The 23,708-nt window shown below is 47.8% G+C and carries 16 protein-coding genes and 1 pseudogene; 6 read left to right on the top strand and 11 right to left on the bottom strand.

The window, feature by feature from the left end; translation table 11 throughout:
- The 3 genes and pseudogenes from eutB to KVT36_RS30470 all read right to left on the bottom strand — a co-directional run.
- A pseudogene (eutB, locus tag KVT36_RS30480) lies at positions 1 to 1,027 on the bottom strand (ethanolamine ammonia-lyase subunit EutB); the annotation flags it as partial.
- 1 nt (position 1,028) lies between these two features.
- Complete coding sequence (gene eat / locus KVT36_RS30475) at positions 1,029 to 2,348, bottom strand: ethanolamine permease (protein ID WP_217607205.1); 1,320 nt, start codon at positions 2,346 to 2,348, stop codon at positions 1,029 to 1,031.
- A 63-nt stretch (positions 2,349 to 2,411) separates the two neighbouring features.
- Positions 2,412 to 4,994 (bottom strand): TonB-dependent receptor, encoded by a 2,583-nt coding sequence (locus KVT36_RS30470; protein ID WP_217607204.1) that lies wholly within the window; start codon positions 4,992 to 4,994, stop codon positions 2,412 to 2,414.
- A 580-nt stretch (positions 4,995 to 5,574) separates the two neighbouring features.
- On the opposite strand from KVT36_RS30470, the gene KVT36_RS30465 reads away from it, so the two are divergent.
- On the top strand, positions 5,575 to 6,192 hold the full coding sequence (locus KVT36_RS30465) for a YdeI family protein (RefSeq protein ID WP_217607203.1): 618 nt from the start codon (positions 5,575 to 5,577) through the stop codon (positions 6,190 to 6,192).
- Position 6,193: 1 nt separating this feature from the next.
- Here KVT36_RS30465 and KVT36_RS30460 read toward each other — a convergent pair whose 3' ends face one another.
- The 4 genes from KVT36_RS30460 to KVT36_RS30445 all read right to left on the bottom strand — a co-directional run bounded on the left by KVT36_RS30460 (position 6,194) and on the right by KVT36_RS30445 (position 13,960).
- Positions 6,194 to 7,174, bottom strand: a complete 981-nt coding sequence (locus KVT36_RS30460) for a type IX secretion system membrane protein PorP/SprF (RefSeq protein WP_217607202.1) — start codon at positions 7,172 to 7,174, stop codon at positions 6,194 to 6,196.
- The gene (locus KVT36_RS30455) at positions 7,174 to 11,586 is read right to left on the bottom strand and encodes a Calx-beta domain-containing protein (protein ID WP_217607201.1); all 4,413 of its coding nucleotides are present in this window, start codon (positions 11,584 to 11,586) and stop codon (positions 7,174 to 7,176) included. The genes KVT36_RS30460 and KVT36_RS30455 overlap by 1 nt, the downstream gene beginning before the upstream one ends.
- Positions 11,587 to 11,831: 245 nt before the next feature.
- Positions 11,832 to 12,497, bottom strand: a complete 666-nt coding sequence (locus KVT36_RS30450) for a response regulator transcription factor (RefSeq protein ID WP_217607200.1) — start codon at positions 12,495 to 12,497, stop codon at positions 11,832 to 11,834.
- Between the two features lie 752 nt (positions 12,498 to 13,249).
- Positions 13,250 to 13,960, bottom strand: coding sequence for a DUF6515 family protein (locus KVT36_RS30445; RefSeq protein WP_217607199.1), 711 nt, complete (start codon positions 13,958 to 13,960; stop codon positions 13,250 to 13,252).
- Between the two features lie 357 nt (positions 13,961 to 14,317).
- On the opposite strand from KVT36_RS30445, the gene KVT36_RS30440 reads away from it, so the two are divergent.
- A complete protein-coding gene (locus KVT36_RS30440; protein ID WP_217607198.1) occupies positions 14,318 to 14,890 on the top strand; it encodes a Crp/Fnr family transcriptional regulator in 573 nt (190 codons plus the stop codon).
- Between the two features lie 74 nt (positions 14,891 to 14,964).
- Positions 14,965 to 15,375, top strand: coding sequence for a DUF4267 domain-containing protein (locus KVT36_RS30435; RefSeq protein WP_217607197.1), 411 nt, complete (start codon positions 14,965 to 14,967; stop codon positions 15,373 to 15,375).
- Here KVT36_RS30435 and KVT36_RS30430 read toward each other — a convergent pair.
- On the bottom strand, positions 15,339 to 15,824 hold the full coding sequence (locus tag KVT36_RS30430) for a GNAT family N-acetyltransferase (protein ID WP_217607196.1): 486 nt from the start codon (positions 15,822 to 15,824) through the stop codon (positions 15,339 to 15,341). The genes KVT36_RS30435 and KVT36_RS30430 overlap by 37 nt on opposite strands.
- 39 nt (positions 15,825 to 15,863) lie before the next feature.
- Entirely contained in the window at positions 15,864 to 19,073 is a 3,210-nt protein-coding gene (locus KVT36_RS33315; RefSeq protein WP_217607195.1) for a GH92 family glycosyl hydrolase, read from the bottom strand.
- 510 nt (positions 19,074 to 19,583) lie between these two features.
- On the opposite strand from KVT36_RS33315, the gene KVT36_RS30420 reads away from it, so the two are divergent.
- A complete protein-coding gene (locus KVT36_RS30420) occupies positions 19,584 to 20,543 on the top strand; it encodes a FecR family protein (protein WP_217607194.1) in 960 nt (319 codons plus the stop codon).
- Positions 20,544 to 20,616: 73 nt separating this feature from the next.
- Here KVT36_RS30420 and KVT36_RS30415 read toward each other — a convergent pair whose 3' ends face one another.
- On the bottom strand, positions 20,617 to 20,958 hold the full coding sequence (locus KVT36_RS30415; protein WP_217607193.1) for a TfoX/Sxy family protein: 342 nt from the start codon (positions 20,956 to 20,958) through the stop codon (positions 20,617 to 20,619).
- Positions 20,959 to 21,179: 221 nt separating this feature from the next.
- Between KVT36_RS30415 and KVT36_RS30410 the strand changes: the two genes are divergently transcribed.
- On the top strand, positions 21,180 to 21,686 hold the full coding sequence (locus KVT36_RS30410; RefSeq protein WP_217607192.1) for an RNA polymerase sigma factor: 507 nt from the start codon (positions 21,180 to 21,182) through the stop codon (positions 21,684 to 21,686).
- 5 nt (positions 21,687 to 21,691) lie between these two features.
- Positions 21,692 to 22,339: a hypothetical protein gene (locus tag KVT36_RS30405; RefSeq protein WP_217607191.1), complete on the top strand. Its 648-nt coding sequence runs from the start codon at positions 21,692 to 21,694 to the stop codon at positions 22,337 to 22,339.
- 378 nt (positions 22,340 to 22,717) lie between these two features.
- Here KVT36_RS30405 and KVT36_RS30400 read toward each other — a convergent pair whose 3' ends face one another.
- Complete coding sequence (locus tag KVT36_RS30400) at positions 22,718 to 23,185, bottom strand: DoxX family protein (protein ID WP_217607190.1); 468 nt, start codon at positions 23,183 to 23,185, stop codon at positions 22,718 to 22,720.
- Positions 23,186 to 23,708: the final 523 nt, after the last annotated feature.

Here is a 23,708-nt window from a genome sequence, read left to right as displayed (position 1 = left end):
GTATGCTCTGTTTACCATCAAACAAATACTCCGGGCCAATAAACCCTACCTCGGTATTGACCAGCAGCGGATCAAAATGCCGGGCCACTGCATAGGCCCTGGCTTCACAGGTTTGCTGATCCAGCCCTTCATGTGCGTTAGCTGATAAAGCGCTGCCCTGGCCTGTTTCAAATTACATTACGTTGTTGCCGATGGTACCGCGTTGTAATGATAATGCGGCTTCATGCGCTTCTTTCAGTAATGTTATGTTCACACCAAAACTGCTGTTCGTTCTTTCCGTACCGCCAATAGATTGAAACACCAGGTCCACCGGCGCCTGCGGCATAATTTCCAATGCGGTAGTAACATGGCATAATACGCATGACTGGGTGGGGATCTCAAACTGCTGCCGCAAACGGTCCAGCATTTCCAGCAGGGTAATTACCGCGGAAGGGCTGTCTGTAGCAGGGTTGATACCAATCACCGCACCGCCGCTGCCATACAGTAATCCATCTACAATACTGGCGGCAATGCCTTTAGGATCATCGGTAGTATGAGTGGGTTGCAGGCGGGTGGATAAGCGGCCTTTTAAACCTATGGTATTGCGGAACTTTGTAACCACTTCACATTTACGGGCTACGCTGATCAGGTCCTGGTTGCGCATGAGCTTTGATACGGCGGCCGTCATTTCCGGTGTAATACCCGGCGCTAATTGCTGCAGGGTGGCGGTATCTGCCTCATCGCCCAGCAGCCAGTCGCGCCACTCGCCTACTGTCATATGGCTAATGCGGGCAAAGGCATTCAGGTTGTGGGTATCTATGATCAACCGGGTAATTTCATCTGTTTCATAAGGTACCAGCGCTTCCTGTAAAAAGGTTTTCAAAGGCACATCGGCCAGCGTTATTTGAGCGGCCACTCTTTCCTCGTAACTACCGGCGGCCAGCCCGGCCAGCGCATCACCGGAGCGGTAGGGCGATGCTTTTGCCAGCAAGGTTTTCAGGTCCTCAAAGCAGTAGCTGGTATTTCCTATGGTACAGTGGTAAGCCATGTTATGATGGTAGCTGGTATAAAGTTATATCTTCCTGCGTTTGTTTGTGCTTACCGGCCAGCAGAAATACGATCAGCGTAAGCCCCATGCCGGCAAAGAACAGCAGGCTTAACCAAACATTATAATAGATGATGGCCACAAGCGATAGAATGGATAATAACAATGCTACTAAAGGCACCCAGGGATAACCCGGTACTTTAAAGGGCCGCGGCAGATCAGGCTCTTTTTTACGCAATATGAATAATGCCACCATGCTCAGGATATACATTACAATAGCGCCCAGTACAGACAATAACACCAGCTGATCTGTTCTGCCCAAACACAGGGCAACAATACCCAGTAAACCGCCTGCAATAAGCGCCCGGTCCGGGGTTTGGTGTTTGCGGCTTAGTTTGGACAAACCTTCCGGTAAGTACCGGCTGCGTGAGAGTGCAAACAGCTGCCGCGAGTAACTGATGATAATGCCGTTAAAAGATGCCAGCAGGCCAAACAGGCCAATGCCGGCAAAAATGCGGGTAATATTATTCTGCTTTCCCAATACAATGCCAATAGCTTCCGGCAAGGGATAATCGATGCCCGAAAGGCGTTTCCAGTCCGTTATACCGCCGGTAAGCACCATTACGCCAATGGCCAGCAGCATCAGTGTTAAGATGCCGGAAATATAACCTTTGGGTATATTCTTTTCAGGATCTTTCACCTCTTCGGCCACCATGGCTATACCTTCAATACACACGTATAACCAAATGGCAAAAGGAAGCGCAGCAAACACGCCTTTTATACCAAATGGCATAGCATCATGTAAAAAATTGGATGCTTTAAATGCCGGGGCTACAATACCCATATAGATCAGCAGCTCCAGCACTGCCAGCAGTGTAATAACCAGTGAAAAAAGCGCTGATTCCTTAATACCCAGCATATTTACACCGGTAAGCGCTACATAAAAGGCAATGGCGGTCCACAACACCGGTAGGGATGGGTACAGGAAATGGATATAACTACCAAGGGCAAACGCAATGGCGGGGGTGGCCAGCAGGAACTCTACTACAGTAGCATAACCCGCTATGAGCCCGCCAATAGGGCCAAAGGCGCGGTGCGAGTAAGCAAACGGCCCGCCTGCATGCGGAATGGAGGTAGTTAGTTCTGTAAAGCTGAAAATAAAAGTGAGGTACAGGATAGTGATGATGAACGTAGCTATTAAAAAACCTACGGTACCGGCTACACCCCAGCCATAGTTCCAGCCAAAATACTCGCCTGAAATAACCAACCCCACAGCAATAGCCCAAAGGTGTATGGGGAGAATAACTTTTTTGAGTGAAGACATGGAGTAATTTACGATTTTAGATTTATGGCGACTACCCCAAATCTAAAATCGTAAATCATAAATCTAAAATCTGAAAGCGAGCCGGCTAAAGAAATAAGTGCCGTTAAAGCCCATCTGCAGCGGCTCGTAGATGCCACCGGAATCAGTAAGATTTGCATTGTGTTTGGTGGGATATACGTTAAACAGGTTGCTGCCGCCAACCACCCAGGTAATGGCCGGAATGATCTGGTAACCCACAGAAAGGTCGGTTACTATGCGTGCGTCATATATGTCGTACACAAGATCATAGTTCTGCAGGCGGATGCGGTCAAAACGTACAAAACGCAGGTTGGTATTGAACTTACCGTAACGGTAATCCAGCGTAAGATTAATTTTGCTGGGTGGTGCAGAGGCTACCAGGAAAGAGCGCTCCCGGTCACTGAAGTAAATATCTTTACGGCTGGCCAGCTTGGCAGAGGTTTTAATATCACCCGTTTCCAGGTCGTTGAAGTTAGCGGCCAGTGTAGCTGTAAAATCATGCCCGCCGCTGAAACGTTTGTTCCAGGTTACAATGGCATCCAGGCCCAGGGTTTTGGTGTCCAGCGCATTGGTAAAGAACTTCACCACGCTTACGTTCAGCTGGTCCAGGTCTGCGGCTATTTCCGGCGCATTCTCCGCTGTAAAATCACCGGTAAGCACAATGCGGTCTTTTATTTTCACATAATAACCATCTACCGTAATGCTTAAACCCGGCGCGGGCCTGGAAGTAAGGCCTAAGCTGGCGTTCACGGCCTTTTCCTGTTTCAGGGGCTCTACGCCCAGCACGCGGGTTATATTGCTCTGGTTACGGGTCAATAGGTTTTCAATGGCCTCTCCCCTTACCACGTTGGTATAGGTAGTATTAAAATAGATCTGTGCCAGGGAAGGCGCGCGGAAACCGGTGCTTACAGAACCACGGAAAGCCAGCGCAGGTGAGATCTCATACCGCATAGACAACTTACCGTTCAAGGTGCTGCCAAAATCGTTATACCGCTCATAACGGCCTGCAGCGCCTATCATGAAGTTAGAAGAGAAATTAAACTCCCCATCTGCATACACGCCCAGGTTAGTACGGGATTCATCCACCACATTGGCGGGCTGAAAACCCGGGAAGCCCTGTGAGCCGGCAGCTTTGTACACGGTATCTATGCCGCCGTTATCATTGGGCACCAGGTCGTATGCGCCATATGCTTTCCAGGAACCTTCCTCCCCTGCAAAAATGCGGTAGTTCTCTGTGCGGAACTCTGTACCAAAGGCAATGTTGGTACCCTTGGGCAATACATTTTCAAAAAAGCGGGTAAAGTGCAGCCCTGCGGTATTCTGGCTCAGCTGAAAGCCGCCGGCATCAAAGCGGGTGGGCGATTGTTCCAGTAAAGAAGCATTCAGCGTATGATCCACATAATAATGAAAACGGTTAATGCCGTAGGTATTATTAAAATCCACGTTCCAGCCTTTCATTACCCCGCGTACGCCTACGGATATAGAACGGTCGCCAATATCAGAAATGATCTGCGGGTCAAAACCATTCGGGTAAATGGAGGGTATGTTACGGTCGTCGCCGGCATAACGTGTAAACGCATAGGCGTTACCGTGACGCTGGTTATAACCGCCAAAAGAATAGATCTCCGCTTTTTCTGCAATAGGGATGCGTGCATTGTACATGGCAGCATAGTTCTCCATCTGAGCATCGCCATAAAAGCGCCGCGGCACATTATCTTCCCCTACCTTGGCAGGATCCTCTGCCCGGTTGGTGCGGCCACGGTATAAATAATCTGTTGTTACATTTATAAAACCGCCCTCGCCTATTTTAAAACCGTAATTGGCATTCAGGCCTACATTCTCCCCATCGCCTTTGGAGGTTATGCCCCCGTTAATGTTGGTGGTAAGCCCATCTGTACTGGATTTCAGCACTATGTTAATTACGCCGGCAATAGCATCGGAGCCGTATTGCGCAGCAGCGCCATCGCGCAGTATTTCAATACGCTCAATAGCTGCGGCAGGTATGGTGTTCAGGTCTGTACCGGTATTACCACGGCCACGGGTGCCGTACAGGTTCACCAGTGATGACTGGTGGCGGCGTTTGCCATTAATAAGCACCAGTGTTTGATCTGGCCCCAAACCGCGCAGGGTGGCGGGGTCTATATGATCTGCACCGTCGGAGCCTGTTTGCCGGTTAGAGTTAAAAGAGGGCGCTACAAATTGCATCAGCTGGTTCAGATCCAGCTGCCCTACTGAGTTGGTGATCTTTGCAACCGGAATAATGTCAATGGGCACCGGTGTTTGGGTTACAGAGCGGTTCAGGTTGCGGCTGCCCACTACCTCCACGCCCTGTATAGCGGTGCTTTCGCTTACCAGTGATACATTGAGCGTGTTTTTCCCATTCAGGGATACTTCCTGCGTAGCATAACCCAGCACACGGAAAACAATTACAGCGTTGGCATTACCAGCTTCCAGCTGAAAAGTGCCTGCAGCGTCGGTAGTGGCACCGCGGCTGCTGCCTTTTTCAAATACGCTTACACCGGGTATGGGGGCGCCGGTATTATCGCTTACTTTTCCTTTTACTACGTGTTGGGCATAGCTGTTCAGGCATGCCAATAGCAGGCCTGCAATCATGAGGGCTTTGTTCATATGGTTGTGCTGATTTAGATAGCTCTAGTACGAATTGACTTAGGTTTAAAAACGATTTAGATCTTTTTTGGTACGATTTAGATTCCTGGCTTCAATTAAATATAAGCACTTTTTGTGGAGATAAAAAAAGATGGTCCTTCGCATGGGGGTTCCATTCGTGCATTTTCATTGTTCACTGTTGTATATAAAACATTCAGTGTTCCGTTGTTTTTCAGAGGTGTAAGGCTATCCGGTTAATTCAGGGTACAGGGGTATGGTGATAAAGTCCGTGTATGTAAAATTGTATTTTACGATATTTATATGGCAACGAAAATATATAAAGGCCCCTAACTATTACATATCACGTTTGTGTGATAAATTGTATAGTTGACAATTTTAGCAACTATTTATTCGGATAGTGTGGAGAATGTCCACAAAAAAACCGCCCAGGAATGAGCGGTTATTACTTTTCCAATACAAGTGAAACATCTGACTATAAAAATTTTGAGTGTGTGCTAAAGATTTATATAAATCTAACTACTCCCAAAGAAACACGGCCCTAATCAGATGTTAATAAGACGGGAAGTTTTAAATTTATAGCATGCAACACACAGATCCCCGGGTGGATGCCTACATTGCAAAAGCGGCCCCCTTTGCACAGCCCATCCTGCAACACTTACGGGCATTGGTACACAAGGCCTGCCCTTCCGCTACAGAGAACATCAAGTGGGGCCGGCCTTTTTTTGAGCACCAGGGCATACTCTGCGCTATGTCGGCCTTCAAACAGCATTGCTCTTTTATGCTTTGGGGCGCCAGCCTGTTAAACGATCCGCATAAGATATTGCAAAAGGAAGAGGACTCAGGCATGGGACAGTTTGGACAGCTTACCAGTGTAAAAGACCTGCCAGCTGATAAAATATTAATAGCCTATATTAAAGAAGCTGCAGAGCTGAATGAGCAGGGCATTAAAGCACGCGCAAAACCTGCTGTTAAAAAAGATAAAAAGGAGCTGGAAATACCGGACTACTTTCAAAAAGCGCTGGCAAAGAATAAAAAGGCGGCTGCAACTTTTGCAGACTTCAGTTACACCAATCAGAAAGATTACGTGGAATGGATCACAGAAGCTAAAACAGAAACCACGCGTGAGAAACGCATAGCTACTGCCATTGAATGGCTGGCGGAAGGAAAAAACCGTAACTGGAAATACGAAAAGAAATAAGTTAGAAATACCGCGGATCCGCATCATCATTCCTACCGGATGGGAACAGGATGCCGATAGATATTTCATGCGATGGGCCTGTACCGGTAAGCTTACTCATATTCATATCATACGAATACCCCAGGCGGAAACGCGGCGCGTTAAACACGCCCATAATACTTACGTTGCTAGTGGTACGGTAAGAACCGCCTACCCATAATTTAGCGCCCTCCCCTATCAGTAAAAAAGAATTAAAGTCAATGCTGAGGGGCCCTTTCATGTCGGTTTTCACCATCAGGGAAGGCTTTAATTGAAAGTTATCTGAAAAAGGTATCAGGGTACCGCCGGTAAGGTAAATGTGCTGTGTTTTGCGGATGGTCTCAAACTTATACCCTTTCCAGGAATAGCTGGTATTGGTGTAGGTAGATAAGAGGTCCATTACAGATAACCCGAAATAGAACTGCGGGCTGTAATAATAGATGCCAAAGCGGGCATCCGGCGCTATGGAAGCTGCGGGCGCTACGGGAATTACCGGGTCATTGGCATCTGTATACATGAAGGTGCTGCCATCAATACCATATTGTGTAACACCAATACCCAGGCCTAAACACAGGCGGCTCAGGTTCTCCTCATCCATAGGTATGCGGTAGGCGTAAGAGCCGTACACGGAGTAGGCATGCTGCGGCCCTAAATTATCCATCAGCATTTGCACGCCAATGCCTACACGACGGTCATTATCATCGCCACGCACCAGGCCGTCAACAGATACGCCGCCCGTACGGGGTGCGCCGGGAAAGCCGGCCCACTGCTGCCGGTAAGTGGCATTCAGGTACCAGTCTTCCTTATTACCTGCAACAGCAGGGTTCACACTCAGCTCATTAAAAATGTACTGGCTAAACTGCAGGTTCTGCTGCGCGTTACCGGTGTAAGCCAGCAACAGCAATACCATACATGCATACAGCTTACGCATAACAGCTCTTTTTGGCACGGCAGCCTGCTTCATTATTTCAGTATTTGCACCCATCCCTTATAAAGTTTCTCTTCGTCAGATGATGTTTTTACCTTCAGCACATAGTAATAAGTTCCTTCATTCAGCTTTCCTCCGTTGCCATCCCAGTCGTTATGATAGTCCTGGGAAGCATATACCTGTCCACCCCAGCGGTTATACACGTATAACTCCGGTGCAGTATAACTTTCCAGGCCGGCTATTTTAAAATATTCGTTCAGGCCGTCGCCGTTAGGTGTGAATACGTTCGGGAATACCAGGTCCAGGTTCACCGGTTTGTTTTCCACCAGTATAATAGCTGGTGAAGGTGTGCCGGGGCAGCTGGCGTCTGTAAACGGATCACAGATGCCTGTACGGCGCACGGTATCAGCAGTGCCTACTGTTGCTATATTTTCTATCTGCGCTACGCCGGTAAGGTCATCATCTGTTTTTACCAGGAAGCTCACAGAGTCTTTTACTTTTACGCCTATGGTAGCGCGCGTCCAGCTGATGGTATTGGAGGCTGCATTATACACGCCGCCTGTGGCATTGCTTACATATTTGGTATGTGCCGGGATGGTATCTACAATTGTTACATTGGCTAACTGCACCCCGCCTGTATTGCGGATGTAGATCCTGTACAACAGCTCCTGACCTGGTTTGGCTACGGACGTATTATCATCGTTCTTCACGGTTTTCCAGGTATTGAAACCGCCGGATTTATTCACATACACCACTGTTGCCGGATCATTAGGCCCGGAGTTCAGGTTCGGGAAGTTGGGATTCAGCGGGTCTGCCGGGTGCACGGGCTGGTCGCCCACACCGTCGCTCAGGTCAATGGTGGCTGTATTCACGATGCTGTCTGCGCCGGTCAGGTCGTCCGCCACTCTTACCAGCAGCTCACGGGTAATAGTTATACCAGGGGCAATTACCGGGATGGTCCATGTTAACAGGCCGCTGGCATCCGGTTTAATACCATCTTCTGCTGATACGAATACCGTGTAGGCAGGCACCATGTCTTTAATGATCACATTCACCTGGTTGGTATCGCTACCGTTACTAATGTGAATGGTGTAGCGGATAGAGTTGCCGGAGCTTACCTGGCCGGCTACATCGGTACTCATCCAGGCGGCGGTTGTTACCGTATCATTATCGGCTATCTGCACGGTGCCAGAGCTGTTTAACCCGGTAAAGGCCAGGTAAGCGGTAATTTTATTAATAATAAGCGTGATGGCTTCCACACCTTCGGGCTTGGTATCGTCAATTACAGTAATAGGGATCTTAACTCCGTTACTGCCGGCAGGTATCACTACCTGGGCGGGTATGGAATCATAATCAATGGCGTTCTGCGCGCTGCCTTTTACTTCATACTGTACGGTAATAGGCTTATCAGCCAGCTTACCAGAGGCCAGGCGCACGGTAAATTCACCCTTATCAGCAGGTCCATCGCCCGGTTCCGCTGCATCTGCCTTGGTGGCTACCATTTCTATAGCCAGGTTAGCGGCATCCTCGTCGGTAATGGTTACCGTATCAGTCTTCAGCTTACCTATGTCGTACTTCGCGGCTGAGGTGAGCTTGGTGAGCGTTACAATCACGGTTTCCTTGCCTTCTACACGGTTATCATCAATCACCGTTACCGGTATGGTTATGTTGCTGCTGCCGTTAGGGATGGTTATGGTAAGCGGTATGCCGGCATAATCCGTACCACCGGTAGCTGTACCGGTAATAGTAAGGTCCAGCACCACATCGGCTGTTACCGGTTTGCCGGAAGCTATACGGATGGTGAACTGGCCGCCGTCTGACGGTTCAGCGGCATCCGGGTCGCTGGCGCTGATGATCACCTGTTCGGTATCATCATCATAAATGGTTACGGTATCTTTATCTGCTGCGCCTTTTACAAAAGGCATGGCAGATGTAATGGTATTGAGCGTAACGATCACCGATTCGGTTGTTTCCGCAATTGTATCATTCAGCACTTTTACCGGGAAGGTAATGCTGGTGCTGTTGGCCGGGATGGTTATTGTTCCGGTAAGCGCTGTAAAGTCCGTTCCGCTAATGGCGGTGCCGCTAACTGTGTAGGTAACGGTAATGGGTACCAGCGGTATTTTGCCGGAGGCCAGCTTAACGGTGAACTCTCCATTGGTAGCCGGTTCTTCAGCATCAGGTATGCTGGCTTCAATTATGATCCCCATGTTCACATCATCGTCATCATCAATGATCACAGTGTCTTTGCTGTGGGCGCCTATTACAAAGGGCAAGCCGGCAGTGGCGCCTGTAAGGTTCATGATCACGGTTTCACCCCCTTCTATCAGGTTATCGTCTTTCACAGGCATATCAACCGTGGTGCTGTTGCTATTGGCGGCAATGGTTACGGTACCTGATAAGGCGGTATAATCTGTACCACTGGTAGCGGTACCGGCGGTAGTATAAGTAACGGTAATGGGTACACTGGTAATTTTACCGGAGGCAATGCTTACCGTGAACTGGCCATTGGTGGCTGGCTCTGCACCTGTTTTTACACTGGTACCGGCAATAATATCCATATTGGCCACATCATCATCGTCTATGGTGATGGCAGCTGAATCTTTAGTATGGTCTATAGTGAACGGTAAGGTAGAGGTAACGGTCAGTAATTTAATGGTTACTGTTTCGTCTCCTTCTATCAGGTTATCGTCCAATACCTCCAGGGGTATAAAAGCGCCGGTGCTATCGGCCTCAATGGTTGCGGTGCCGGTAAGGCTGATATAGTCAGTACCATTAGCTGCGGTGCCGCCTACCTGGTAAGTAACTGTTACGGGTACGGATGCGGCATTGCCATTAGGCAGGCTCAGGCGGAAGGCCGCGGTATCAGTAGGCTCAGTGGCGCTTGGATCATATGCGCTTACTGAAACTTTCAGGTTATCGTCGTCATCATCCAGGATCATTACCACGCAGGTATCGCCGCCGGCAAAGTTAATGCCGCCGCTGGTTACCGGCTGGGGTTTAAGGATCACGGATTCATCCCCTTCTATCAGGGCATCATTTAATACCGGTACGGGTATCAGCACACTGTTCTGGCCAGCTACCAGGGTGGCGGTGCCGGATAAGGTGGTATAATCCATTCCCGGGATAGCAGTACCGCTTACCTGGTAGGTTACGGCCATATCCTGCTTAAAGGTATAGGTGCCGGGCAGGGCCAGCTTAAAGCTGCCGTCGCCGCTGGATTCACTGCCGTCGGCCACTGTAATGGCGTTGATCTGGCAGTTGGCCGGCACATTATCATCATCCTCTATATTAACGGTAGTGGTATTATCGGTAGTGCTGATGGCATAGGTAGCCAGGTTGTTGGAGCTGCCGCTTAATACGGTGATCACAATATCTTCCTGGCCTTCTATCACCTGGTCGTCATACATGGTGATGGGCACCAGGATGCTGCTTTTACCGGCGGATATGAATGCTTTACCTGTAAGGGTCTTATAGTCGCTGCCAGCAGTGGCGGTACCTCCAATGGAGTATACCACCGTAACAATTTCACCTGCTTTTACACCCGGCGGCAGGCTAATGGTAAAGGCGCCCGATGTGGTGGGCTTTTCCTTACCGTTAATGGTGCCTACAATGCCAATGCTTAGTTCGGAGTCATCATCCAGGATGGAGGAGCTTACGGAACGGCTGGATGACAGCTGCATGTTAAAGCTGGCCGCGGTGACGCTGGACATGGTGATCTTCACGGTTTCGTTCCCTTCAATGGTCTTATCATCTATTACCGGTATGGTAAGTACTACATAGTTGGATCCTGCCGGCAAAATGATCTGCCCGGGAGGTGTTTGGTAGTCCACCCCATTGGTGGCCGTACCGCCATCTACATAATAATTAATAGTAATATCCTCCGGCGCCAGTAATGATCCGGGCAGGGCAAATTTGGCGGTAATGGGTGCGGATGGCTCCCCGGCCTGCCCTGTGGTGGGATAGGCGGTAATAACGTTATCGTTATCAATGATCTGCAGGGTTTCGGTAATATGCGGGTCCAGGGCATAGGCCGTGGCGCTGCTTAAACCGGTGGCGCTGGTAATGGTTACCACTACGTTCTCATCCCCTTCTATCAGATCGTCGTTAATAGCTTCTAAAGGCAGGTGTATATAATCTTCCCCGGCAAACATGGTGGTGGTGCCGGTCCATATGCTGGTATAATAGTCTGTATTGGCAGTGGCGGTACCGGATACTGTAAAGGTTACAGAGATATCTTCTGTGGCCGGGCCTTCAGATAATAATATGTCCATCCCTCCATATCCCCCGTTTTCGTTGGCGTCTATCGGGTTACCGGTACTAATGGTCTGGATCCGCTTTCCTTTTTTGTGAAGTTTAACGGGGTTATCAGCAGCCAATAACTGGCTGGCTGCCAGTACAAAGGCAGCGAATGTGCAGCATAAGGTTCTATAGTGTTTCGCACTCATAAATTACAGCATAACAAGCGTTTACGACAAAGCAACTGCTGCGCTTCACAACAATTGCCGTAACACTTTGTAGTCATTAAAAGCACCCCCTGTTTGTCTCAGACCAAATATTAATTATTCGTATTATAATATATAAAATTATGAATATTTATTAAATAAAATAATATTATTTGTCGTTAATGTGGTAAGTTATTAACACCTGTTGTGGATAGAGATCCAAAGTGTTGGCAGATCAATGAGTTGGATCAGGAGCTTTTATAGGGCTGTATAATATTCTTGATAACGTATTCTGTGAGGGAGTTGCGGCCGGTAAGCCCCAGCTTCTGGGCAATGTTATACTTGTGGTTTTCAACGGTTTTTACGCTTACATACAGGTCCTGGGCTATTTCCTTGGTGTTTTTGCCTTCTGCTATGAGGCGTATAACCCTGGCTTCTGTTTTACTGAGCTTATCCTGCACATCGGCCGGAACCAGGGGAATGGCCATGGGGGTTTCTGGGTTGGTTTCAACGGCCCGGCGCATGTTATTAAAAATAGAGAAGCGGGAAATACGGGAGCGGATGCTGGAGAGCAGGTCCTGCCGTTTAAACGGCTGTACCAGGTAATCATCTGCCCCCAGGTTCATAGCCATACGCATATCCTCTTTGGTATCCTTACTGCTGACCAGTATGAACGGCAAATGGGCCAGCCGGGGATCATCCCGCAGGGCCATTAAAAAGTGGTGACCGCTGCCATCCCGCAGCTCCATGCCACAAATGATCAAATCGGGTAATTGTTCCAATGCGCTGCCTAACCCCTCTTCGGATGATAACGCGGTGATTATCTCGTAATGCGGGATCAGCAATTGACTGACTTGCTTAATGAATATATGGCTCCCGTCCACAAGCAGTATTTTACGGGAACTATCAGTCATCAGACAATATGTTTGAAGCAGTTAGCATTGGTAAGATTCCAGGCAGCCTAAAAAGCTAACTGACTACACGGGCAACATTTTCATTTTGTGTTGGCAATTCGATTTTGTTATCACCATAGTTTACTAACAGGCACGGGATAAAGAGCGCCAATATAGCTTTAAGTTTTTGTTATTCAATGGATTACAAATTTTTGAGGTGTATTGTATACCCTTGATTACCCAATCGTGTTCACAAATAACGGGCGCCACTATACGCTTACAGAACGGCTTTACACCAATTTGGGTACTAGTTCCCAATATTGGGAGTATGCACTCATTTTTCGGCTACACGCTAAAAATCATTAAAATGGTTGGCCACTCTTTTGCATTTTTGTACACGACCAAAAAAAGCTAAGTAGCGTAGTATTAATGCAGTATAAAAATACCACCGGCTAGCCCCTGGTGTACTATGCGAATGTAATGCCGGCAAAAGCTGGCATATCAATAATATTTAAACATACTCTCTATAACTCAAAACTAACAGGATTAGCTTGCGAAAGCAAGTTTTCATAGGATAGTTATCTAACCCTGTCCCCCATTCCTGGGGGACAGTTTTCGTATATCCCACTTGTATGCATTGAAAGACAGCACAAATGCTACAACGCAATTGTGAGCATAAAGTGGATAAGTTTTTTGAAAAATTTTCCTGTAAAAAACGAAAAGCACTCCCTCATAATGAGAAAGTGCTTTCCAGCTGCAGTAACGCCTATACGTTAATCTGCTGTTTGTTTCCCGACTACTTTATACCCTGTCATATTATTATCCAGCTGTACTTGCTGGTAATACATTCCATCCGGTGAAACGTATAACTGCTGGCCGTTTATCTCTACCTTATGGCTGCCTTCCGGAAGCTGTGAGCGTACATCATTACTATTATTATCACTATCATCACCACCCATATTCAGCTGCCCGTTCTTACCTACTATTGCGTAACGGCGCTCGTTATGTTTGATCACTTCCTGGTAAATAGTACCATTATATTCGTAATAAGTATTCCCGTCAATTGTTACCTGTTTAGCGCCAGCAGGTAATGAGGGTACATCTGCGCCAACGGGCGGCTCTGCTACTTCATACTGCGTATCGTTGTTATCAGGATGCCGGTAAAAAGTTCCATCAAAGTAAAAGTAAGGCCCCCAGAGCGTTCCAAAGGTCATAAACCCATAAGGCAATATGCCTAATCTAAAACCTACCGGATAACGGTAGTATGGATAATAAGCACCCACGTAGGGATGGTATACCCGTACCGGCCTGTAATAATGCGGCGCGTAATATCTCCCGCCGCCAAATGCCACGCGGCCACCACCACCATAAAAATGCGCTCCTACGCCTACACGCACATGCCCACGCTGTGCATAGGCGCCTCCTGCTGTTAATGTAGCTGCCAGTAACAGCAGCACTCCCAGTATATATGATCTCTGTTTCATTGTAAAAGGATTTAATGAAGCGGTTTATCAGAATGTTCTTCTTTTCTTTAAACGCTTCAGTGATTTAGATCATTGCAGGGCGCTGAGGTTTAACAGGACAAACCGTTAAAGTTATCTTAAAGTGAAAGTTTATTTATTATGAAAATTACTGTTTATCAGGAAGGTTGCAGGCTAAAGAGAATGTAAAATGTAAAATTTTAAATCCTAAATGTAAAAGTAGAATGCAGCGGATAAGGTCCTGGCCAGCCTTCGCCGCATTCCACTTTTACATTTGAAATTTTATATTTATGATTTTACATTCTTTTTAGTCTGACGGATTTGCCCGGATTATTTATTACCTGTATTTTAGGATGCATTATGGAAGCACTTCTGAATACTATCCGGCATTTTATTCCGCTCACAGAAGCGGATGCAGCGCTCATCCGCCAGCTGTTCAAAATAAAACAGCTTAGCAAAGGCCAGTACTTTGTACAGGAAGGTTATACCTGCAAACAGGTAGGTTTTATTCAGCAGGGATTAGTGAGATATTTCCTGAACAAAGACGGTCAGGAGCTTACGTATGAATTTGGAAAAGAAGGTGAATTTATTTGCAACTATGCCAGCTTTTTGGATCAATCTGTTTCCGATGAAAGCATACAGGTGCTGGAAGATACTTCCCTGCTGGTGATCTCTTTTGACGATCTGCAAACCTTTTATAAACAAGTGCCGGCCGGCGACCGCTTCGGGCGGCTGATAGTGGAAAGCATTTTTGTACGCGCAAAAAAACAGCTGGCCTCCCTGTACAGCGAGCCGCCGGAAGTGCGCTACCGGCAGTTCTTACAGCTGTACCCCGATATTCAGCAGCGCATACCGCAGTATTATATTTCTTCTTATGTAGGCGTAAAACCACCTTCGCTCAGCCGCATCCGCAAACGGCTGGCACAATCCTGATTTATTAACCCAGGTGAACGGAATTGGGAAGGCCGGAATAGAACTTTGTACCTGTGATCAAAAACACAAGTACTATGAAAAAAATTACCAGTGCTACCATGTGGTGGCTTACCTTTCTAAGCGGTGCGACGCTTGTTTTTATCGGCCTCCGTTTTTTTGCCATACCGCAGGTGGCAGAAACAGCCTTTGGCATTAACACCCAAACCAACGGCGACTTTTCCTTCCATTACATTAAAGGCGGGCGTGATCTGGTTTCGGGATCGATGTTTATTGTGCTGCTGCTTATAAAGGAGTACCGCGCATTGGGTTTAATGCTGCTTATAGGCGCCATTATCCCTTCCGTGGACCTTTGGGTAGTAACCTCCCACCCGGGCTATGAAACGGCCAGGATATACCCGCATTTAAGCGCTATTATACTTTGTTTGGTATTGGGCTGGTATTATGTACGTCAAAGCTCCTTTAACATCCAGTTATCGCAGGCATAATGGCCGGTATTGCCCATAGGGCCATCCAGGTAATAAAAACCAAAGTGCTCATACAGGCGGCGGGCCTGCGCCAGCTCCGGCATGGTTTCCAGGTAACAATGTGTATAACCGTTGTTGCGGGCAAACTCCAGGCATTGCTCAATCAGGTTACGGGCAATGCCTTTGCCGCGTGCGGCCGGCGCCAGGTACATTTTCTGCAGCTCGCACACCTGCGGCCCGCCCCCATCCAGCGGGTGTATGCCTGCACCGCCTACTATTTCCCCATCCAGCAGGGCAACGTTATAGGCTGCACGCGGAATATCAAAGAGCTTATACAGGTTATCCGTAGTAGGGTCCGTAAACACCGTACCTGGCTTATTGAGCTTATGTTCTGCCAGCGCATTGCGTACAATGGTGGCCAGCTTTAAATTATCTTCCGGTTGTATAGGACGTACGGCTACAGTTGACATATGCATGGTATTTATTAAGGCATGTAAAATTAGGCTATTTTACCGCATACCCCTAAGCTGAGGCGCCGCTTCCATTACCTTGATAATTTCCGGTGTGGTAAGCGCTGCGGCAAATACTTTTACATGATCCATATACCCGTTAAAAATGCGGGCGTTGGGAAATTCTTCATTACGGCCCAGCGTCCATTTGTTGGTGATGGACAGGCTCACAGGGCCATCCAGCCGGGTAGTGGCTTTTAATGTGCCATCTATGTAAATGCGTAAGCTGGTACCGTCGCATACCCCTGCTATATGGTGCCAGCTCCCGAACCAGTTCTCCGGCAAAGGCGCGCTCACATCACCCCGGCCCCAGCCGCCGGCAAAAAAGGTAAGGTTTTTATTATTGGCTATCTGCAACACATGGGCATCTCCTTTTGTGAAAACATCTGTAAGCCCATTGTTCCCTGGTTTTACAGGATATACCCAGGCCATCATGGTAATGGTATTACCCATTACATCCAGGCTGCGCGCATTGGGCACTTCTACATAACATTGTTTGCTCAATAAAAGCCCGGCAGTGTCTGTGGCGGCTTGCGTGGAAATAATATGCCCATGGTTATTAAACCCGGAACGGTCTGTAACCAGGCTGTCTGTTCTTTGGAACTGCAGATCCAGCAGCAGGGTTTCCAGCGGTGTGGTATATACCCTGAACTTTTCTTTAACATCCCCTACCTGCAGCTGCTGCCAGCCGGCCTGCCTTGTTATAAACTGCTGCGTGATGTTTTTTTGCTGGCCCGGTTGCAGGGTAAGCTTCAGGGTATTGATCACACTATCCTGCAGGCGGATGGGCAGCTGAAAAGTTCGGGCCTCTCCGCCAATATTCTGCACAGTAAAAGTAAGGCGCTGCGTATCGCCTTTCTGCACCAGGGCTTGTATAGCCAGCTGTTGTACCTCCGGCAAGGACGGGTAAGGCGTTTGTGGCTTTATAACTGTTACTGCCTGTGCGGGCAAACCTTTTATGGTTATACTGGCCATACCGGTTTTGTATAAACGCAGCGGTATACTGTCTGTTACGCTGGCGCCTTTATTCACCAAACAATTCTTATACGCATATGCCTGCCCGTTCACCAGCACCTGCACCTGTTTGGTGCCTGAACTGCCGTTATTGTCCAGGGTAAAATGCAGGTAAAAAAGTTCATGCGGTATTACCTTATTGGCAGACAGGTGGTATTCCTTCAGCTGCAGATCCGGCTGCTCAGCAGTTAAGCTATCCTGTAAAGGCCATTGCTTCACCGGCGAAGCTGCTGCATTAAACACCATTTCCCCGCCTGCTATAACCTGTGCATGCGGAAGATGGATGTGGCCATACGGCTGTTTATTCAGGCTTACAGAACGGATGTAAGCGCCCGGCGCAGTACTGCGTTTAATGGTAAACGTTTTACCATTTTCCAGGTGCAGCTTTACGGATTGGAACAAGGGTGTGCCTATGCTGTACTCCGGCTTGCCCGGGCAGGTTGGGTAAATGCCTAAGGCGCTGAACACATACCAGCTGGAGGTGCTGCCCAGATCATCATTGCCCGGCAGCCCGCCAGGGGTGGCTGTAAAACGGTGGTATAAAATATCGTGGATCCATTTTTGCGTGGACGGCGCTGCACCGGCCTCATTGAACAGCCAGGGCACATGGAATACAGTTTCATTATCAAAAATGATCTGCCCGTTGGTAAGCGCATCATCCAGCCGCCGGGTGAACAGCTGCCGGCCGCCCATCAGGTTTATTAAGTCCTGCGGGTGCTGCGGCACAAAATAAGAGTAGATCCATGCATCCCCTTCCTTATACCCGGTAGTGCCGGGCTGCAGCTTATAATCATCCCCGTCACGCGGCAGCATAAACATTTCCCCGGCATGAAAAAGATTACGGTAGGCATAACTTCTTTGCAGGTAGGTGGCGGCATCCCAGCTACGGTGCATCACCTTTTCTGCAAACTGCGCCAGCGCCCAGTCGTCATAGGCATATTCCACGGTGCGGGTCACGGATTCCGGCCAGGTATAGGGAATGTAGCCCTGCTGCTGGTATACTGCCAGGTCGGGTTGCAGGAAAGGCGTATCTGCATGGCTTTTTTGCAGGGCGCTGTAAGCCAGCTTGCTGTCAATGCCCGGTATGCCTTTCAGATAGGTATCTGTAATAATGGGTACTGCATGGTTGCCTGTCATAGACTCCACCGGCAGGTGACCAGTTTGCTGGTATACATCCAGCATGGATAATACCATATCCTTTTGTACAGATGGGAACAAAAGGCATAACAGGGGATGCAATGAGCGGAAGGTATCCCAGGGGGAAAACCCACCGTATTGTGCGGCCCCGCTTACCGGGTAAATATTTCCATCAGCGCCCCGGTAGCCGCCATCTGTATCGGAAATGATCCAGGGCATTAACAGGGCATGGTATAAGGCTGTGTAAAAAACGGTTTTATGCGCTTCATCATTGTCCTTTACCTCCACTACTGACAGGGATTTGGCCCAGGCGGCACGGGTACGCGCGTGGATGCGGTCAAAGGCGCTATCCAGCTCCACGGCAATATTACGGGCGGCACTCTCCTGCCCTACGGTAGAGGTGCTTAGCTTTAGTATTAACGTAGTTGGCCCGCCTGCTGCCGCTGCAAACGTAAACAGGCTACCACCTTCCACGGCCTTTTTATGGGTATAGGCCAGATCAAAACGGGTGACGGTATTAAAATGCCGGCCATCGCCAATGAACAGCTGCGGTATTACGCCCGGCGCAAATGTAAAACGGAACAAACCTGTGCGGGTGGTAGCCGTGGCCTCTACCAGGGTATTATTATCGGGGAACAGCACCCGGTAATACCCCGGCGATGCCTTTTCCCCCGCATGTGAAAAGCGGCGGTGATAGGTACCCAGCTGAAAGGTATCCTGGCTATTCACCGGCATTATGAATAACTGGCCTGCGGAGCCACCGGGAAACCCGCTGTGGTGGCGCAGGCAGCTGAAGTAATAAATGGAAGTATCACTGTAATCGTATCCTCTTGCCCCGCTAATACGGGTTTCCGGCGTTAGCTGCATATTACCCCAGGGTGCTACGGCGCCGGGATAGGTGCCCCCCTCGCTCCCCCATCTGGTAAGCACGCTGCTTTTGGCGGTACCAATAAAGGGATCCACATAGGCTATTGGGTCTTTTGTTTGGGCATAGCTGCCGTTTATTACTAATAGGAATAAAATGGCTAATAAATAACGATTGCCGGCTGGTGAGCTCACATTCACTGCTTTTAATTGAAGGGCGGTAAGTTATAAAAAATATCGGGTTTGTTAGCTTGTAAACCAGCGTCAGAATTAAGGGCTTATCTATAGTTTATAGTAAAGATAGTGGCAAGACATTTGGTGCAGAAAAGGGATAACCCATATATAAGCCATATATAACCCATATCTAAGCTATCTATAAGCTACCCCTTATAAGAGATGGATTATATATGGGTTAAAATTGGGTGAATGATAAGTTATCCTGGAATAGGTTTACAAGCCGGCTGCCTAATCCGGTTTAAAGTTTACCACAGCGGGTAGTAATCCTGGTTAAGGTTTACAAGGGGTATTTCTAAGTGGGCATAAAAAATAGCCCGGCTTTCCATATGAATAGTACATTATCGTATTAATACCCGTATTGTATCCGTAAAGTGTAATCCCCCTCTATACCATTAAAGGCGGCTCTGTACTTTCTGCATTATCCATTCCTTTGAAAACCGGGAATCGTTCATTCAACCTGATTTAAACATGAGCATCTTTCATGAGGATCATTATGTCCGTTTATTGTTCAGGGCATTTAACCAGCCTATACGGCTGCTGCGTAAGCACCCGCCTACCAACCGTGCCATTACCGTTGCATGCCTGGCATTATTCAGCATAGGCCTTGCTGTTTTTCAGCGGCAGCTGCAGCGGTCTGCGCTGGCGGAGGCTGAAGTGATCACCCTGCAGACCTATGATGGCCATACCCTGCCCATTGTGCAGCAGGGCACTGCCAGTACCCATGATGCCATTTTTACGGCAGACAGTACGCGGCTTACCCTCACCGCCAAACAAAACAGCGGACAGGCGGAATGGAACACCCTGACCATACCCCGCGGCTATACCTATAGCACAGCTTTAACAGACGGCTCCCTGGTACGGCTAAACGCTGGCAGCAGCCTGCGGTTCCCCTCTGTTTTTGGACCGGACAAACGCGAAGTATACGTGGAGGGAGAAGCCTATTTTGAAGCGCAGGGCAATGCCAACCGCGTATTTACCATCCACTCCGGGCAGGCGGATATTATTGTATTGGGTACTGCTTTTAATGTAAACACTTATGACCAGCATATACGGGTATCACTGGTACGCGGGGAGGTAATGGTAAATGTAAAAGGGGAAACGACCCAGCTGAAACCCGGTCTGGCTGCCACTATTAACAAACAGAGCGGGCAGGTATCCGTAACACCTTTTGAGGAGAATATTGTGCTGGCCTGGCTGAACGGATTACAGATCTATGTAGCCACCCCGCTGCACGACATTTGCAAGGCGCTGGAAAGAATGTATAATATCCGTATTCATATTGATGATCCTAAACTGCTGAACGTGCATTATTCTGTTATTGTGAACCGGCAGCGGCCTATACAAAACTTCCTGGAGGATCTGAAAGCAACGCGGAAAGTGCATAGTGTGTTTGACAATAAAGGAGAGCTGCATCTTAATTTTCAATAATCTGCCATAAAAAACATTCATACCCCCAAAAAAGAAAGGTTATCTGTGAGGCAAAAAGCCGGGCGGGTAGCCTTTACTTTTTCTTAGCCTGTTTGGCAAAACGGTTAAAATCCAGCGCCAGGTTCACCCAGTGCAACAGCTGCTTTTTAGTGTGCAGCACGCTTTCATCCACAAACACATACCCTTTCATTACTTTTTCCCCATGCACCATTGGCCGGCAGCCTTCCTGTTCCAGCGCCTGCTCAAAAACGGCAGGATCCAGGCGCACCAGTATGGTATCTTTGCGCACGCCCACACAGATCTTATCATCTACCATAAAACAAAGTCCGCCGAACATCTTTTTTTCCGCTACTTTATTGGTGGAGGCTGCAATGATCTCCCGCACCCTGTTGGCCATTATTTCATTAAACGCCATAGCTGTTTACTTTTATGGTTCCTGCTAAAAGTAAAAATATTTTGCCGGAACTGTGATTTTTGGAGCCTTGCTGCGAATAATAAAGAAAACGAATGGAAACACAGAAACAACTACCAGCTGCTGCAAGGCTGCTGCTGAACATTACAGTATGGTACACTGTTGCTACCTGTAAAAGCCTGATGGCTATAAAACAATGGATTGAAAACCTGTAACTTAAACTAATGGTTCCGCAACAAACAGCTGACGGTTTTTTACGCATCATTACGGAAAACAAAGGCCTTATTTACAAAGTGGCGCATTTGTATTGCAGCAATGATGAGGACCGTAAAGACCTTTGCCAGGAAATTATTTACCAGCTATGGCGTTCCTTTCAGCGGTATGATGAGCAGTACAAGCTCTCTACCTGGATGTATAAAATAGCGCTGAACGTGGCCATCTCCTTTTACCGGAAGGGGCAGCGGCATGCCCGTGCACAGCCGCTTACCCCCGATCTTTTGCAGCTGGTACCGGATAAAGAGCCCGATGGTACAGAGCAGCAGATACGATTATTAAGGCAATATATTAATACGCTGCATGAGCTGGACCGGGCCTTAATGATCCTTTACCTGGAAGAAAAAAGCCATAAGGAAATAGCGGACATACTGGGGCTCACCACTACCAATGTGGCTACCAGGATTGGCCGGGTAAAGGAAAAACTGAAACAAAAATTTGCTAACACAAACAACTGATGGTTATGGATGATATGGAACTGAAAAATTTATGGCAGGCTTATGATCAAAAGCTGGAAAAATCGCTTTCACTGAACCTGCACATTATGCAGGAGCTGCAAAAACAAAAAGCCAGCTCCGCATTACGGCCGCTGAGGGCCTACAACCTGCTGATGATAGGGCTGGGCATTATCTGGATCTCGATCCTCAGCTTTTTTGTATCACATGCTTTCACTTACCAGGGAATATTTTTTGCACTGTCCGGCGGCGCTATTATACTGTTTAATGTATTTGCCATCATTATTTACATTTACCATATAGTGCTGATACAACAGGTGGATAACAGCGATACCGTAATAGGCGCGCAGAAAAAATTAGCTTCGCTGCAGGCTTCCAGCATAAAGGCAGTACGCATCCTGTTCCTGCAAACACCTTTTTACGGCACCTTTTTTTACTCCCCTGCCATGCTGGCTTCTACCGGCGTTATTGGCTGGCTGGTAATTATTAGTATTACCGGTTTACTGGTAGGGATAAGTATATGGCTGTACCGTAATATTGATTATAAGAACATGCATAAAAAGTGGTTCAAACACTTGTTTAGCGGCTGGGAATGGAACGGGGTGATTAAAGCGAGGGCGTTTTTGGATGAGATAGCGGAGTTTGAGAGGATGTAGGGTTTTAGCTATTAGCTATTAGATGCAAAGGGGTTAAATGCGGTGGAGAGGTACGGCATTTAACCCTTTTACATTTATCTCGTTCATAAAGTCTTTTAAATGGCCTCTATGAACCTCCTTCGCCGGTTTGAAATTTTTCACTTATGATTTTACATTCTTAGCCCGGTCTATGCACAATTACCTTCTTCACGGTACACTTACTGGTAATGGATACGCTTGCGGTATCCGCGATGTTAACCCCATCTAATGCTATATGTAACTTTTTATCCGTGCAGGGTAATGCCAGGTGTACCGGTAACGTATATACGTAATGACCAGCTTCGCCACAGTGCGCGGAATGCACACCTTCTTCCGGTGATAAGTGCTGGGTTTACAGTGTTATTTTCTCCTTTTCACCAGCCACGCATCAACAGATAAAACGCCCGGACCGGTAATAACCAGGGAAATGAGGCCTGCTATGTACAGCAGGTTTATTTCATAACCAGGAGGGCCAAACAAAGGCCCTTGTGGTGTTAAGCCTATTGTTTTAATAGCACTAAAGCCGTAGTGGATGTGAATGGTGAACATAGCAACGAGCATTGTGAAAATAAGCGGTACTGCCGTTATACTGGTAAAAGCCCCCAGAAAAATAGCCAAACCTCCTACCAGCTCTACCAGGGTAGAAACCCAGGCCATGATATGGGGAAAAGGGATATTTAGCTGGGCTAACAATTTTTCAAAGCCCGCCGGCCCCCTGCTCAATTTTGCCCAGCCATGGACCATAAATCCGAATCCTATTACCAATCGTAAAAATAAAGGCGCCAGCTGCTTGTAGTTTTTAGTGGCTATGGCGAAAGTGTTATTCATGATGTTTAATAATTTTAGTTTGATCTATAAGGAACACGGCTCCGGAGCGTGTGCCTTGTTGTATTGTTCCTATTTAGTCGGAGGAAAAGGGCAATCCTTACAATGAATGACCGGGTTTTTGTTAATGTCTTCAAAAGCATTTAAGGCGAGATACCTGCCTGTTCACTCCTGAAAGGCAACAGGCACTTCAATTGTTGCAGGTTTCCAGATTGGAAGGGAGCCAAGCCTTTTTTTAAACTGTGGTTGGGGGATCGTTTGATGGAGGAACGGGGCCAGCGCCGGCGCCTTGGGAAGGTAAGTATATTGGAGGAAAGGGGCTGATATTAAAGGGGTGGTCACTCAGATAAATGCTATAATTTTTAATGAGTTAAATATTATTACTGCAAATTTTTTGTTCGGAAAATTTGAAAAATAAAATAATTGTTTACTTTTGCATCCCCGTCAGTAAATTACTGGCACACCGGTTCGGGACGTAGCGCAGCCCGGTAGTGCACTTGCATTGGGTGCAAGGGGTCGCTAGTTC

This window comes from Chitinophaga sp. GbtcB8 (assembly GCF_019091455.1).
Taxonomy (GTDB): Bacteria; Bacteroidota; Bacteroidia; order Chitinophagales; family Chitinophagaceae; genus Chitinophaga.
This window is presented reverse-complemented; position numbering and strand designations above follow the sequence as displayed.

Coding starts and splice junctions, on each gene's coding strand:
- eat (WP_217607205.1), bottom strand. CDS start 2,348: ATGTCTTCACTCAAAAAAGTTATTCTCCCCATACACCTTTGGGCTATT.
- KVT36_RS30410 (WP_217607192.1), top strand. CDS start 21,180: ATGGTTCCGCAACAAACAGCTGACGGTTTTTTACGCATCATTACGGAA.
- KVT36_RS30415 (WP_217607193.1), bottom strand. CDS start 20,958: ATGGCGTTTAATGAAATAATGGCCAACAGGGTGCGGGAGATCATTGCA.
- KVT36_RS30435 (WP_217607197.1), top strand. CDS start 14,965: ATGAAAAAAATTACCAGTGCTACCATGTGGTGGCTTACCTTTCTAAGC.
- KVT36_RS30405 (WP_217607191.1), top strand. CDS start 21,692: ATGGATGATATGGAACTGAAAAATTTATGGCAGGCTTATGATCAAAAG.
- KVT36_RS30455 (WP_217607201.1), bottom strand. CDS start 11,586: ATGAGTGCGAAACACTATAGAACCTTATGCTGCACATTCGCTGCCTTT.
- KVT36_RS30440 (WP_217607198.1), top strand. CDS start 14,318: ATGGAAGCACTTCTGAATACTATCCGGCATTTTATTCCGCTCACAGAA.
- KVT36_RS30430 (WP_217607196.1), bottom strand. CDS start 15,824: ATGTCAACTGTAGCCGTACGTCCTATACAACCGGAAGATAATTTAAAG.
- KVT36_RS30400 (WP_217607190.1), bottom strand. CDS start 23,185: ATGAATAACACTTTCGCCATAGCCACTAAAAACTACAAGCAGCTGGCG.
- KVT36_RS30470 (WP_217607204.1), bottom strand. CDS start 4,994: ATGAACAAAGCCCTCATGATTGCAGGCCTGCTATTGGCATGCCTGAAC.
- KVT36_RS30420 (WP_217607194.1), top strand. CDS start 19,584: ATGAGCATCTTTCATGAGGATCATTATGTCCGTTTATTGTTCAGGGCA.
- KVT36_RS30465 (WP_217607203.1), top strand. CDS start 5,575: ATGCAACACACAGATCCCCGGGTGGATGCCTACATTGCAAAAGCGGCC.
- KVT36_RS30460 (WP_217607202.1), bottom strand. CDS start 7,174: ATGAAGCAGGCTGCCGTGCCAAAAAGAGCTGTTATGCGTAAGCTGTAT.
- KVT36_RS30450 (WP_217607200.1), bottom strand. CDS start 12,497: ATGACTGATAGTTCCCGTAAAATACTGCTTGTGGACGGGAGCCATATA.
- KVT36_RS30445 (WP_217607199.1), bottom strand. CDS start 13,960: ATGAAACAGAGATCATATATACTGGGAGTGCTGCTGTTACTGGCAGCT.